Origin of the sequence: Campylobacter hominis ATCC BAA-381 (assembly GCF_000017585.1) — a bacterium.
In the GTDB taxonomy this organism is placed as follows: Bacteria; Campylobacterota; Campylobacteria; order Campylobacterales; family Campylobacteraceae; genus Campylobacter_B; species Campylobacter_B hominis.
In genome coordinates this window covers 1,236,824-1,249,767 of the sequence record NC_009714.1, presented here as the reverse complement: position 1 = coordinate 1,249,767, position 12,944 = coordinate 1,236,824, and the positions used below count along the sequence as shown (strand labels likewise).

The 12,944-nt window shown below is 33.3% G+C and carries 13 protein-coding genes and 1 pseudogene; all 14 read left to right on the top strand.

Annotation, left to right across the window (positions count from 1 at the left end; all coding sequences use genetic code 11):
• Positions 1-74: 74 nt before the first annotated feature.
• The 14 genes and pseudogenes from lpxB (at position 75) to hisC (ending at position 12,943) form a co-directional block, all read left to right on the top strand.
• Positions 75-1,109, top strand: coding sequence for a lipid-A-disaccharide synthase (lpxB, locus tag CHAB381_RS06140; RefSeq protein WP_012109163.1), 1,035 nt, complete (start codon positions 75-77; stop codon positions 1,107-1,109).
• A gap of 116 nt (positions 1,110-1,225) precedes the next feature.
• Positions 1,226-1,699: a transcription elongation factor GreA gene (gene greA / locus CHAB381_RS06135; RefSeq protein ID WP_041570656.1), complete on the top strand. Its 474-nt coding sequence runs from the start codon at positions 1,226-1,228 to the stop codon at positions 1,697-1,699.
• A gap of 10 nt (positions 1,700-1,709) precedes the next feature.
• Positions 1,710-2,717, top strand: coding sequence for an N-acetyl-gamma-glutamyl-phosphate reductase (argC, locus tag CHAB381_RS06130; RefSeq protein ID WP_012109161.1), 1,008 nt, complete (start codon positions 1,710-1,712; stop codon positions 2,715-2,717).
• Positions 2,707-3,426, top strand: coding sequence for a UDP-2,3-diacylglucosamine diphosphatase (locus CHAB381_RS06125; RefSeq protein WP_012109160.1), 720 nt, complete (start codon positions 2,707-2,709; stop codon positions 3,424-3,426). The genes argC and CHAB381_RS06125 overlap by 11 nt, the downstream gene beginning before the upstream one ends.
• Positions 3,427-3,443: 17 nt before the next feature.
• Positions 3,444-4,067, top strand: a complete 624-nt coding sequence (gene serB / locus CHAB381_RS06120; protein WP_012109159.1) for a phosphoserine phosphatase SerB — start codon at positions 3,444-3,446, stop codon at positions 4,065-4,067.
• Positions 4,060-5,064, top strand: a complete 1,005-nt coding sequence (locus tag CHAB381_RS06115; protein WP_012109158.1) for a transaldolase — start codon at positions 4,060-4,062, stop codon at positions 5,062-5,064. Before serB ends, CHAB381_RS06115 begins: the two co-directional genes overlap by 8 nt.
• A 2-nt stretch (positions 5,065-5,066) precedes the next feature.
• Positions 5,067-6,275 (top strand): type IV pilus twitching motility protein PilT, encoded by a 1,209-nt coding sequence (locus tag CHAB381_RS06110; protein ID WP_012109157.1) that lies wholly within the window; start codon positions 5,067-5,069, stop codon positions 6,273-6,275.
• Positions 6,276-6,340: 65 nt separating this feature from the next.
• Positions 6,341-6,877 (top strand): 50S ribosomal protein L25/general stress protein Ctc, encoded by a 537-nt coding sequence (locus CHAB381_RS06105; protein ID WP_012109156.1) that lies wholly within the window; start codon positions 6,341-6,343, stop codon positions 6,875-6,877.
• Between the two features lie 8 nt (positions 6,878-6,885).
• Positions 6,886-7,419 (top strand): annotated as a pseudogene (pth, locus tag CHAB381_RS06100) (aminoacyl-tRNA hydrolase); the annotation flags it as partial.
• Positions 7,420-7,544: 125 nt separating this feature from the next.
• Positions 7,545-8,606, top strand: coding sequence for an LptF/LptG family permease (locus CHAB381_RS06095; RefSeq protein ID WP_012109154.1), 1,062 nt, complete (start codon positions 7,545-7,547; stop codon positions 8,604-8,606).
• 156 nt (positions 8,607-8,762) lie between these two features.
• Positions 8,763-10,001, top strand: a complete 1,239-nt coding sequence (lysA, locus tag CHAB381_RS06090) for a diaminopimelate decarboxylase (protein WP_012109153.1) — start codon at positions 8,763-8,765, stop codon at positions 9,999-10,001.
• Positions 9,998-10,783: an HAD-IIA family hydrolase gene (locus CHAB381_RS06085; RefSeq protein ID WP_012109152.1), complete on the top strand. Its 786-nt coding sequence runs from the start codon at positions 9,998-10,000 to the stop codon at positions 10,781-10,783. Before lysA ends, CHAB381_RS06085 begins: the two co-directional genes overlap by 4 nt.
• Positions 10,767-11,846 (top strand): prephenate dehydratase, encoded by a 1,080-nt coding sequence (gene pheA, locus CHAB381_RS06080; RefSeq protein WP_012109151.1) that lies wholly within the window; start codon positions 10,767-10,769, stop codon positions 11,844-11,846. Before CHAB381_RS06085 ends, pheA begins: the two co-directional genes overlap by 17 nt.
• Positions 11,843-12,943: a histidinol-phosphate transaminase gene (gene hisC, locus CHAB381_RS06075; RefSeq protein WP_012109150.1), complete on the top strand. Its 1,101-nt coding sequence runs from the start codon at positions 11,843-11,845 to the stop codon at positions 12,941-12,943. Before pheA ends, hisC begins: the two co-directional genes overlap by 4 nt.
• The last annotated feature ends 1 nt before the right edge of the window (position 12,944 follow it).

Below are 12,944 nucleotides of genomic sequence, written 5' to 3'. Positions count from 1 at the left end.
AATTTTCCTTTATTAAAATTTTTGAGACATTTTAACATTATTTGCTATAATTAACCAAAATTTTAAGGATTTAAATGAAAAGAATTTTGGTTTCGTGCTTGGAAAATTCCGCGAATTTACATTTTGAACAAATTTATAACTCTCTTGGAATAAAAAATTACGAATTCGTTGGAATTTTTGATAAAAAATTCGGCTCTCCGCTTTATGACAGCAAAGAATTTTCCGCTATGGGTTTTGTAGAAATTTTGCCGTTAATTTTTAAAGCGAAAAAAGCGATGAATGAAATGCTTAAATTAGCGCGTAATTGTGATAAAATTTTGCTGATTGACAGTCCTGCTTTCAATTTGCCTTTTGCAAAAAAACTGAAAGAAAATAAGATTAACGCGGAAATTACATATTATATTTTGCCGCAGGTTTGGGCTTGGAAGCAAGGTCGCGTCGCAAAAGTCGAAGCGTATTGCGATAATCTGGCTTCCATTTTGCCGTTTGATTCACAATTTTATTCGCGTGCCGCTTATGTCGGTCATCCTTTGCTTGATGAAATAAAATTTCAAAAAAAAGATTATGCAAAAAATGGAATTTTGGCGTTTTTACCTGGATCCAGAAAAGCTGAAATTTTGCGTTTGATGCCTGTTTTCAGAGAACTTGCCAAAAATTTTAAAAATGAGCGCAAAATTTTGGTTGTACCACAAAATTTAATGTCAAATTTATCCGAAATTTACGGCGACACAAGCGGTTTTAAAATTTCAAACGATACGCCGCAAACTTTGTTTAAATCTGATTTTGCTTTTATCTGTTCCGGTACGGCTACACTTGAAGCGGCTCTTATAGGCACTCCTTTTGTGCTTGCCTATAAGGCGAAATCAATCGATATTTTTATCGCAAAAATGTTTGTAAAAATCGCTCACGCTGGATTAGCTAACATTATGTTCGATTTTATGGGAAAAGAGCCTTTAAATGTGGAACTTTTACAAAATGATGCAAATGCAAAAAATCTTATGCTTGCATATCAAAATGCCGATTTCAGTCGTTTTGAAAAAGGTGCAAAAATTTTGCGCGAGTATTTGAAATACGGCTCTGCAAAAAACGTAGCTAAGATTTTAAGTTAAAATGTGTTAAAATCGCAAATTTCAAATAATATTGCAACGTTTTAATTTTTATACTGCAAAATTTAAATAAACGCTGCAAAATAATATCAAAAGGATATAAATTGCAAAGTGAACCTATGACACTTTACGGTTATGAAAAAATAACCGCGGAATTAAAAGATTTAAAAATGGTACAAAGACCAAATATCGTGCGAGATATAGATATAGCAAGAAGCCATGGAGATTTGAAAGAAAATTCTGAATATCACGCAGCGCGCGAAAAACAAGCTTTTATAGAAAATAGAATCGCCGAAATCAGCGATATAGTAAGCAGAGCCAAGGTAATCGATCCGTCAACATATGAACACGATAAAGTAAAATTCGGCTCTACAGTTACAATAATGGACGTGGAAACCGAACTCGAAAAAACTTATGTCATTGTAGGAATAAGTGAAAGCGATATCTCAAAAGGTTATATAAACATAAATACACCGCTTGCAAGGCAACTTTTAGGAAAAGTCGAAGGTGATGACGTTATTCTTAATTTGCCAAACGGCGTAAGCGAAATAGAAATCGTATCGGTAGAATACAAACCGATAAATTTTAATTAAAGGAATATTTGTGAAAAAAATCGGAATCATAGGCGTTAGCGGTTATACGGGGCTTGAACTTATAAAAATAATTTTAAATCATTCCGGTTTCAAACTTTCTTATCTGGCAGCGACGAGCGAAGGCGAAATCAGCGAAATTTTTCCACAACTTGCCGGAGTTTTAAATATGAAAGTTGAAATTGCAGATGCAAAAGAAGCCGCAAAACGATGTGATCTTGTTTTTTTGGCATTGCCGCACGAAAAAGCTATGGAATTTGCGCGTGAAATTTTAGAGTTTAATTCTACAAAAGTTGTGGATTTATCGGCTGATTACAGACTTTCTTTGAAACTTTATGAGAAAAATTATACAAAACATCTTGATCCAAAAAATTTATCTCACGCAGTTTACGGACTTGTGGAAATTAACCGCGAAAAGATAAAAAAAGCGCGCCTTGTAGCAAACCCAGGATGTTATCCGACATGCTCCATTTTAGCAATTGCGCCATTTGTTAATTTTATAGATAAAAATATCGGCGTTTTTATTGATGCAAAAAGCGGTGTAAGCGGTGCCGGAAAAGGACTTAAAACTACAAGTCACTTTGTAAGTGCAAATGAAAATTTAAACGCTTATTCGCCTATAACTCATCGCCATGCCGATGAAATAAAAGAGCAAATCGGTATTTTGGCAGGCTCTGAAATTGATACAATTTTTGTACCGAATCTTGTTTCTATAACGCGTGGAATGAGTGTCAGCGTGTTTGCCGTTTTAAAAGAGAAAATAGACGCCGATAAAATTTTAAAAGAATTTTATAAAGATGAAGAATTTATTCGTTTCAGGGACGAACCTGTGCAAATAAAAAATGTCGTCGGCACGCATTTTTGTGATATTTTCGTGCGCACTGCATGTAACAAAATTTTTATAAACTCGGCAATTGACAATTTGCTTAAAGGTGCAAGCTCGCAAGCTGTGGCAAATGCAAATTTAATGCTTGATGAGCCCGAAAATTCGGCTCTTCCAAAGATAGCTTATGGGATTTAAAATTTTAAACGGAGCGATTTTTTTAGGAGATGCTCACGCAAATAAAAATCGTCAAGAATTTTATGATTTTTTGCAAGATTTATCTTCTTGCGAAATTTTGCCGCCGCAGATTTTTTTTCTCGGCGATATGTTTGATTTTCTTGCAAATACCCGCTTTGCACAAAAATTTTATAAAAAAGAAATCGCTTTAATAAATGAAATTTCAAAAAAAACCGAAATTTTTTATTTTGAAGGAAATCATGATTTTAATCTGAAAAATATTTTTCCAAATGTTAAAATTTTTAGCAATAAAATGCAGCCGGTCGGCTTTGAAACACCAAATAATAAAATCGTACAAATTGCACACGGAGATATTTTTTTGCCGCCGCTTACGCAAAAGTTTTTGCTTTTTTTAAGAAATAAAATTTTTCTTTATTTTATGAATTTGCTTGATTTTTTGCTGTTTTTTAAAATTTCAAAGGCTATTTTAAAAAAGCAATCCGAAAAAAAATTGTATAAAAAAATTATAGATTTTGAAAAATACATAAAACCTAAAATTCACAAATATAATGCGGATATTGTCATTGAAGGGCATTATCATCAAGATGAAATTTTAAATTTTGAAGATAAAATTTATATCAATTTAAATTCATTCGCAATAGAAAAAAAAATTTATGAAGCAGGAACGGAAAATAATAAATTTAAGCTTTTCGGTAAAAATTTAGTATAATTTAAAAAAGGAAAAAAATGATAAAGCTTTGTATATTTGACTTCGATTCTACACTGATGGACGGCGAAACTATTACAAATTTCGCCCGTGCTGTCGGAAAAGATAAAGAAGTCGCCGAAATTACAGCCCGTGCGATGGCGGGAGAACTTGATTTTTTTGAGAGTTTAAGTAAAAGAGTTGCGTTTTTAAAAGGCGTAAAAAGTGAAACAATAACGAAAATAGCGCAAAATTTGCCGTATGTAAATGGCGCAAAGGAAATTATTTCCTATCTTAAAACAAAAGGCATAAAAGTTGTTGTGTTTTCTGGCGGATTTCACGTAGCTACAGATTACGCACAAAAAATTTTAAAATTTGATGCCAGTTTTGCGAATATTTTACATGAAAAGGACGGAGTTTTGACGGGTTTAGTTGGCGGAGAGATGATGTTTGGTTACTCAAAAGGCAAAATTTTAAAAGAACTGAAAAATCTTTTAAAGCTTGAAAGTAGCGAAGTTTTGTGCGTAGGAGACGGCGCAAATGATGTTTCGATGTTTAAAGAAGCGGGACTTAAGATAGCCTTTTGCGCGAATGAAATTTTAAAGCGCGAAGCCGATTTTTGCGTTGAAACTAAAAATTTAATGGAGATAGCGAAATATGTATGATAAAAGTGTAAATTTCAGCCTTTGGTGCGACTTTTTGGAAAGAGATTTTTTAAGCGGTGAGTTTTTGACTTTGATAGAAAATGGTACAATAAACGGCGTAACTTCAAATCCGAGCATTTTTAAAAACGCTATTTTAAGTTCCGACGCATACGATGAAAGCAAAAAAAGTTCAAAAGCGAAAACACCAAAAGAGCTTTACGAAAATTTGGCTACGGCGGATATCAGACTTGCCGCTCAAGGGCTTTTGAAAAATTATGTGAATAATGACGACGGATTTGTAAGTATTGAAGTAGATCCTAATTTTGCAAATAAATCAGGAGATACTTATAAAGAGGGTAAACGACTATATAGCGGAATCGGAATGCCAAACGTGATGATAAAAGTTCCTGCTACAAAACCTGGTTTTGAAGCTATGAAAAACTTAATGTCAAAGGGCGTAAATATAAATGCTACTCTTATTTTTTCGCCGGAACAAACAAAAAATTGTTTAAAAGCTTTTAAGGAAGGCGCATCTCTTTTTGAGAAAAATTTTCCAAAAGCTAATTTTCCAAAAGCTGTAATTAGCATATTTGTAAGCCGTTTTGATAGAGCGCTTGATTCAAAAATGGCTGAAGTCGGACTTCCTACGGCAAAAGTTGGAATTTACAACGCTATGAAATGTTACAATCTGATAAAAGATGCGAGACTTTATTTTGTAAAACCGCTTTTTGCAAGCACAGGCGTAAAAGGCGATAATTTACCGAAAGATTATTATGTAAGCGAACTTCTGTTTAAAAACAGTATAAATACGGCTCCGCTTGAAACTATAAAAGAGTTTATAAAAACGGAGCATGAAGTTAAAAAACCGCTTTCAACTGAAAAAATAGATGAATTTTTCGGTAAAATGAAAGAACATGAAATTGACATTGAAAAAATTTATAAAAAGTTGCTTGATGACGGACTTGTGCAATTTATAAATGCGTTTGACGAAATTTTAGCAGCTTTAAAAAAGGATTAGAAATGCAAGGATTGGATGGAAATTACGAAGTTGATGTAAAAAGTCTTGATTTTAGGCAAAAAGCAAGATTAAATCAATATTTGGATTATCTTGTAAAACATGGCGGCAGCGATTTGCACATCAAATCAAATTCCGTTATTAGAGGTAGGATAAACGGTGAGCTTGTAAAATTCAGCACACAAATATTTACTGCAGCTGATGGTATTCAACTTGCAAAAGAGCTCTTGCTTACGAGATTTAAAGAACTTGTAGAAAATAAAAGTATAGACTTTACTTACTCTTTAAATAGCGATTATAGATTTCGTGTAAATATTTTCTTTCAAATAGATGGAATTTCGGCTGTTTTCAGGACAATTCCCGTTAAAATTCCAACAATTGAAGAGCTTAAACTTCCTAAAACTCTAGGTAAAATTTGTGACGAAACAACACGTGGAATTATTTTGCTTACAGGACCTACAGGAAGCGGAAAAACAACAACGATTGCAAGTATGATAAATAGGATAAATCATCAACGAACAAGCCATATAGTTACTATTGAAGACCCGGTAGAGTTTGTGTTTAAAGATGATAAATGTATTATAAACCAAAGAGCATTGGGAGAAGATTGTAATACGTTCGCCGATTCACTTCGCGCGGCACTTCGTGAAGACCCGGATATTATTTTCGTAGGTGAGATGCGTGATCTTGTTACTATTGAAACTGCATTGAATGCGGCTGAAACAGGTCACTTGGTATTTAGTACGCTTCATACTGTTGATGCCAAAGAAACAATCGGTCGTATAATAGGAATGTTCGAGCCAAGTGAGCAGGAACGTATAAAAATGACGCTGGCAGCTGTTTTGGAAGCCGTAATATCTCAACGTCTTGCAAAAACTGTAGATGGAAAAAGGGTGGCGGTAGTTGAAATTTTGCGCAAAAACACTCGTATTAAAGATATGATTTTAGAGGGCAGAGACGGCGAAATTACAGATGCCATTGCAGATGGCAAAAACACATACGGAATGCAGACTTTTGATCAACACTTGCTTGAACTTTACAAAGCCGGCACAATTACAAAAGAAGAAGCGCTTGAAAAATCATCAAAACGAAATGACCTTGATTTGATGATTAAAAATGCCGATTTGGAGAAAAAGCAGCAAGCTCATTTAGCAGCCGGCAAAGATATAAATGCAGGTTTGGAAAGCGAAGTTGTTAAACTAAAAGAGATATAAATTTACCTGGAATTTATAAATATTGTGCTAAAATCGCACCTCATTTTTTTTATGAAAGGACTACGATGTTAGAAGGTATCGTTAGAGAGAGTATCGGTAGAAAGAGCTCAAAAGCTCTTAGAAGAGATGGTTATCTAATCGCAAATATTTACGCGAAAGGATTTAAAAATATAAATGCGGCATTTAAAGTCAATGATTTTATCAAAGTCGTAAAAGCAAAAACAACACTTCCTTTTGAGGTAAAAATTGCTGATAAAACCTACAAAGTAGTAGTTCAAGATTATCAAAAACATCCTGTTACAAATGCTTTGAAACATGTTGATTTACGCATTGTTTTAGATAATGAAATTTCGCATTATCTTGTTCCTGTTAAAATTGTAGGAGTTGCGAAAGGTTTACGTAATAAAGGCATTTTGGTTCAATCAAAACGAAGATTGACAGTAAAATGCGCAGGTAAAGATCTTCCAAATGAATTTGTTCTTGATGTAAGCGATCTTGATGTAAATGACAGCTTATTGGTGCGAGATATCAAACTGCCTGATAATGTAAGTATTGTTGAAAACAATTCTGTTGCAGTTGTCGGAGTTTCGACAGCTCAATAAGGGCTAAAATGATACTTATTGTAGGGCTTGGAAATCCCGGAAATGAGTATAAAAATACTAAGCATAATATAGGATTTATGCTGATTGATGAGCTTTTAAGCAGTGATTTTTCATCGCTTAAAAGCTCAAAATTTCAAGGTGAGCTTTTTAAAAAAGGCGAAATTCTACTTCTAAAACCTCAAACTTTTATGAATTTAAGCGGAAATTCCGTAAAAGCCGTTAATGATTTTTATAAACCTGAGCGAATTATTGTAATACACGATGATTTGGATCTTAATTTCGGCGCTCTTAGATTTAAAAGAGGCGGTAGCAGCGGCGGACACAATGGCATAAAATCAATTGACAATTTAATCGGCAATGACTACGAAAGAGTTCGAATAGGAATCGGTCGCGGTCAAGGAAATGCCGCAAATATTGTACTTTCTAAGTTTAACAATGACGAAGATAAGAAATTGGTTGAAATTTTAAGCACAGCTAAAAAAGCGGTTGAATTTTTAATAAAAAACGATATAAACTTAACATCTCAAAAATTTTCGCGCAAAGGTCTTAAAAGTGAAATTTTATCTAAAAATTCAGATGATGAAAATTTAAATTCACAAAATTCGGCATTAAAAAATTTAATCAAAAATGTCAAAATTTCACAAATTTCATGTTCAAGCGAAAAAAAATGAAAATTTTTCAAAAATATATCGGTTGGACATATTTTAAATATTTTGTTATTCTGTTCGTGGCTTTGGAATTTTTTTATGTAGGAATTGATGTTCTTACAAATCTTAAAGATTTTCCGCAAAGTGCTAATCTGGGACTTCTTTACATAGCTATTACGGCAGTTGCGGCTATTACTTATACACTTCCTTTAAGTCTTGTTTTTGCTCTTATTATTGCGAAATTCAATATGATAAGAAACAATGAGTTTATAAGTTTTTTCGCACTTGGCGTGCCAAAAAATTCGCTTATCATTCCGCCTTTTTTAATTGCTTTATTTATTACGTTCGGATATATTTCTCTTAATAATACGATTTTTGTAAAAGCTGTAAAATTTCAAAAAAATATTACAAATTTTGCAAGTTTAAATGAAAATGCCGATGATTTACTATTGAAATATGATGGAAATTTCATATATATGAGTAAATTAAATCCTAAAGAAAAAACAGCAAAAGATGTGATTTTTCTAGAGACGAACGGCACAAATTTAATCAGCAAAGCAATTAGCAAAAAAGGCGTATATAACGATAAAAAATGGCTTTTCAGTGATGTAAATACTACATTTTTGCCGCAAAATTTGCGTCTTGGTGAGCAAGGTTTAACATATAAATTTGAAAAAAATGCGCAAAAACTCAATAATTTCGATCCGAACACAATAAAAAACGTTTATGACAGCTCTCAAACCTATACAATTTATGAAGCGATTAAATCGATAAAAACATTCAAAAATCAGGGCATAAATGTGCAAACTCTTAAAGCAAATCTTTTTGTAATGATTTTTTTTCCGCTCTTTGCGCCGTTTATGGTTTTGATACTTTATTATTATTTGCCTGTAATCAGCAGGTTTTTTAATCTTGCACTTTTAAGTTTTGCATTTTTTATTATCACGCTTTGTGTCTGGGGAATACTTTTTGTGCTTGTCCGTTTTTCGTTAAACGGTGTAATTATTCCTGAAATCGGCATTATATTACCGATTTTTGTGATGTTTTGTTATGCGTGTTATTTATTTTTAAAACATAGATAAATTTATTAAAGCAAACGATATAAAAATTTTTATATAAATAACTTTTTTATATAAAATTTAATATTATCAAGTAAAATTCTGCAAAATGAAATTTAAACTAACAATTAGCTTTTTTTGGTAAAATTTAAAGAATTTTTTGTTTAAAAAAGGTCTTTTATGGATTATAAAATTCTAGCCACAAAATACGGCACACCGCTTTATATTTACGATTTTGATTATATAAAATCGCGCTATTTGGCGTTAAAAAATGCGTTTAGCGCAAGAAAGTCGCTTGTTTGCTTCGCTGTAAAGGCAAACTCAAATCTTAGTGTTTTAAAATTTTTAGCGAATCTTGGTAGCGGTTTTGATTGCGTAAGTATCGGTGAAGTGCGCCGTGCGCTTTTGGCTGGAGCAAACGCTTATAAAATTATATTTTCAGGTGTCGGAAAAAAAGACGAAGAACTCAAAGAAGCTTTACAAAATAATATTTTGATGATAAATTTGGAAAGTCCGGCTGAAATGCTTCGCCTTGAAAATATTGCAAAAGAGCTTAAAAAACAGGCAAGAATCAGTATTCGTGTGAATCCTAATGTAGATGCGAAAACTCATCCTTACATATCAACAGGTTTGAATGAAAATAAATTCGGTGTAGAAATTTCAGAAGCTAAAAAGATGTATCTATACGCTAAAAAAAGCGAGTGGTTGCAGCCTTATGGCATACATTTTCATATCGGTTCACAGCTTACAGAACTTGCTCCTATAATTGAGGCGGCAAATATTGTGAGTAATATTATGAGCGAATTAAAAGCGCTTGAAATCGATATTAAATTTTTTGATGTAGGCGGAGGAATCGGAGTAATCTATGAAAATGAAAATGAGATTTCGCTTTATGATTACGCACAAGGAATTTTGGGCGCTCTAAAAGGGCAAGACGTTACTGTAATATGTGAACCTGGGCGTTTTTTAACCGCAAATGCCGGTGTTTTTCTAACTAAAGTTTTATATCAAAAGCTTAATTCAAAAAAACGTTTTGTGATTGTTGACGGTGCGATGAATGATCTGATTCGTCCAAGTTTATATAACGCTCATCATGGAATTTCAGTCGTTTCAAAACAAAACGGCGAAATTTCGAATGAAAATTCTGTTCAAAATTTAAATGAAATTTCAAAAGCCGATGTAGTCGGACCGATTTGTGAAAGCAGCGATTTTTTAGCTAAAAACGTAGATTTGCCGGAGCTTAAAAACGGCGATTTACTTTTGGTAAAAAGCGCGGGAGCTTATGGATTTAGTATGTCAAGCAATTATAATTCACGACTTCGTTGCGCTGAAGTAGCGCTTGAAAACGGCACAGACAGGTTAATTAGAAGGCGTGAGAGCTTTGAGTATTTGATAGCTTTGGAAAGGGAGTTTATATGAGTTTTTTTATAGATGTTCAAGGCACACTTTTAAGTGATGCCGATAAAAGCCCTGTAAATGGAGCATGCAAACTAATTGAGTTTTTAAATAAAAAAAATTTACCATATATTGTGATTACAAACAATACAAAACACACAAGTGCCGAATTTTTGGCAAGTTTGAGACAAAAAGGGCTTGCTGTCAAAGACGGTGCTTATTTGGATCCGTTTTGTGTTTTGGATGATATTATAAAGCCTTGCGAAGTTGCGATGTTTGGTGCCGATGAGTTTATAAACACGATGCAAAAACTTGGATATACTCAAAATTTAAAAAATGCGAAAGCTGTTATGGTTGCCAGTTTTGATGATTTCAAGTTCAGCGATTTTGCTTCAATGATTGAGCTTATAAATGACGGCGCAAAATTTATTCCTATGCACGAAACAAGCGTTTATAAAAAACACGGTAGACTTTTTCCTGGAGTAGGAGCTATTGCTTCAATGATAAAAAATGCAACGGGAACCGAATATAAAGCAGTCGGTAAACCAAGCGTAAAATTTTTTCAAACAGCTTTGAATTTGATAAAAAAGCAAGATAATTCATTAAATTTTAAAGATATAAAAATAATTAGTGACGATGCAAGAGGCGATTTGTCGGGTGCTAAAAATCTTGGTATGCAAACGGCTTTAGTTTTAAGCGGAAAAGTTTCAAGCGTGCAAAATTCCGGTGTAAAGCCTGAAATTTTGGATGAAATTTACAAATATGTCGGAGAATTTTTGGAGGTTTTAAGTGCAAAATATAAATGATTTAAGAAATTTGATAGATGAAATTGACGATGAACTTGTAAAAACTCTTGATCGTCGTTTAGAAATCGTAAAAAAAATCGGTGAGCTTAAACTTTCAAAAGGCGGTGCGATCTATCGTCCCGAAAGAGAAAGCTCGATTATCAGTCGCCTTGATTCGTTAAAACCTAAAAATTTAAATAAAAAAGCGATTGAAGCGATTTTTTTTGAAATTTTCTCAATTTCCAGAAATTTGGAAAAACCTCAAAATGTTGCATTTTTAGGACCTTACGGAACGTATTCTCATCAAGCTGCAAAAGCACGTTTCGGCGCCATCAGCTCATATTTACCGCTAGCAAATATAGAAGCCGTTTTTAAAGAAATAACAAACGGTGAAGCTAAATTCGGCGTCGTTCCTATAGAAAATAACACTGAAGGCGCCGTAGGAGTTACGCTTGATTGCTTACGAAAATATGAAAAAGTAAAAATAGTAGCAGAAATTTATCTTGATATACATCACTCTTTTGTTAGCTGTTGTGATTATATAACGCAGATTAAAAAGATTTTTTCACATCCGCAGGGATATTCTCAATGTCTTAAATTTTTAGATGATCATGCTTTAAGCGAGGTTGAATTTGTAGCGACAAAATCAACTGCGCTTGCCGCTCAAATGGCAAGCGGTACTCCTAATTCGGCCGCGATTTGCTCTAAAATAGCCGCCGATCTTTACAAAGTGCCTATAATGTTTGACAGAATCGAAGATAATGCTGCAAATCGCACGAGATTTTTTATATTGAGTGATTTTAAAAATGCAAAAAGCGACAATGATAAAACCAGTATTTTGGCAAAAACGGATCATCGTCCGGGCGCTTTGGTTGAGCTTTTGCAAATGTTTAGAAATGAAAATATAAACTTAACTAAATTAATCAATCGTCCCGCTAAAATGAAAGAGTTCAGAACCGTTTTTTACATTGATTTTGACGGGCATATTGACGATGAAAATGTAAAAAGAGTTTTAGAACTTGCAAGTAGTGTCGGCCACGAAATTTCATGGCTTGGAAGTTATATAAAAGGAGAAGAGATATGAAATTTAATGATTACGTAGAAAATTTACAAAATTATGAAGCCGGTAAGCCCGTCGAACTTGTAGTGCGCGAATATGGCGTCAAAGAAGACGATGTAATAAAACTGGCAAGCAATGAAAATCCGCTCGGAACTGGTAAAAAAGCTGTAAAAGCAATTTATAAAATGGCAAAACATGCAAATCTTTACCCTGATGATTCCATGTTTGAGTTAAAAGGTGCACTTGCAGACAAATACGGTGTCAGCGAAAAAAATGTAATAATAGGTGCCGGAAGTGATCAGATAATAGAGTTTTTAATCCATGCAAAATGTAATGAAAACAATGGAATTTTAACGGCCGGCACAACATTTTCAATGTATGGAATTTATGCAAAACATGCAAAAGCAAAACATTTCAGCACTGCTTCAAAATTTCACGATTTAAAAGAGATAAAAGAGCTTTACGAATCACATAAGGATGAAATTTCGGTAATTTTCCTGTGCGTACCGAACAATCCGCTTGGAGAATGTCTTGATGCCAAAGATGTGATTAAATTTATAAAAAGTATAGATGATGACACTCTTGTTGTGATCGATGCGGCTTATAACGAGTTTGCAAGTTTTAAAGATAAACACAAACATATCGAACCTGCGGAAATTGTGAAATTAAAAAATGCGATTTATCTTGGCACTTTTTCAAAAGTTTACGGACTTGGCGGACTTCGCGTTGGGTATGGTGTGGCTGATGAAAAAATAATTTCAGCTTTATATAAACTTCGTCCTCCGTTTAATGTTGCAAATTTAAGTTTAGCTGCAGCAGTAGCTGCTTTACAGGATAAAAAATTTATTGAAAAAACAATAAAAAATAATTTCAAAGAGATGAAAAAATATGAAAAATTTGCAAACGCAACCGGAATAAAATTTATCAAAAGCTATACGAATTTCATAACTTTTATACTTGATGAAAGTAAGAAGTCAAGCGAAATTTCACAAAAATTACTTGAAAAAGGTCTTATTGTAAGAGATCTGAAAGGATACGGCTTAAATGCGATTAGAATTACAGTCGGTCTTCCAAAACAAAATAAACGAATTTTTGATGAGCTAAGAAAGCTTTTAGGATAAA

Coding starts and splice junctions, on each gene's coding strand:
- lpxB (WP_012109163.1), top strand. CDS start 75: ATGAAAAGAATTTTGGTTTCGTGCTTGGAAAATTCCGCGAATTTACAT.
- CHAB381_RS06105 (WP_012109156.1), top strand. CDS start 6,341: ATGTTAGAAGGTATCGTTAGAGAGAGTATCGGTAGAAAGAGCTCAAAA.
- greA (WP_041570656.1), top strand. CDS start 1,226: ATGACACTTTACGGTTATGAAAAAATAACCGCGGAATTAAAAGATTTA.
- lysA (WP_012109153.1), top strand. CDS start 8,763: ATGGATTATAAAATTCTAGCCACAAAATACGGCACACCGCTTTATATT.
- CHAB381_RS06085 (WP_012109152.1), top strand. CDS start 9,998: ATGAGTTTTTTTATAGATGTTCAAGGCACACTTTTAAGTGATGCCGAT.
- hisC (WP_012109150.1), top strand. CDS start 11,843: ATGAAATTTAATGATTACGTAGAAAATTTACAAAATTATGAAGCCGGT.
- CHAB381_RS06110 (WP_012109157.1), top strand. CDS start 5,067: ATGCAAGGATTGGATGGAAATTACGAAGTTGATGTAAAAAGTCTTGAT.
- CHAB381_RS06095 (WP_012109154.1), top strand. CDS start 7,545: ATGAAAATTTTTCAAAAATATATCGGTTGGACATATTTTAAATATTTT.
- CHAB381_RS06125 (WP_012109160.1), top strand. CDS start 2,707: ATGGGATTTAAAATTTTAAACGGAGCGATTTTTTTAGGAGATGCTCAC.
- serB (WP_012109159.1), top strand. CDS start 3,444: ATGATAAAGCTTTGTATATTTGACTTCGATTCTACACTGATGGACGGC.
- CHAB381_RS06115 (WP_012109158.1), top strand. CDS start 4,060: ATGTATGATAAAAGTGTAAATTTCAGCCTTTGGTGCGACTTTTTGGAA.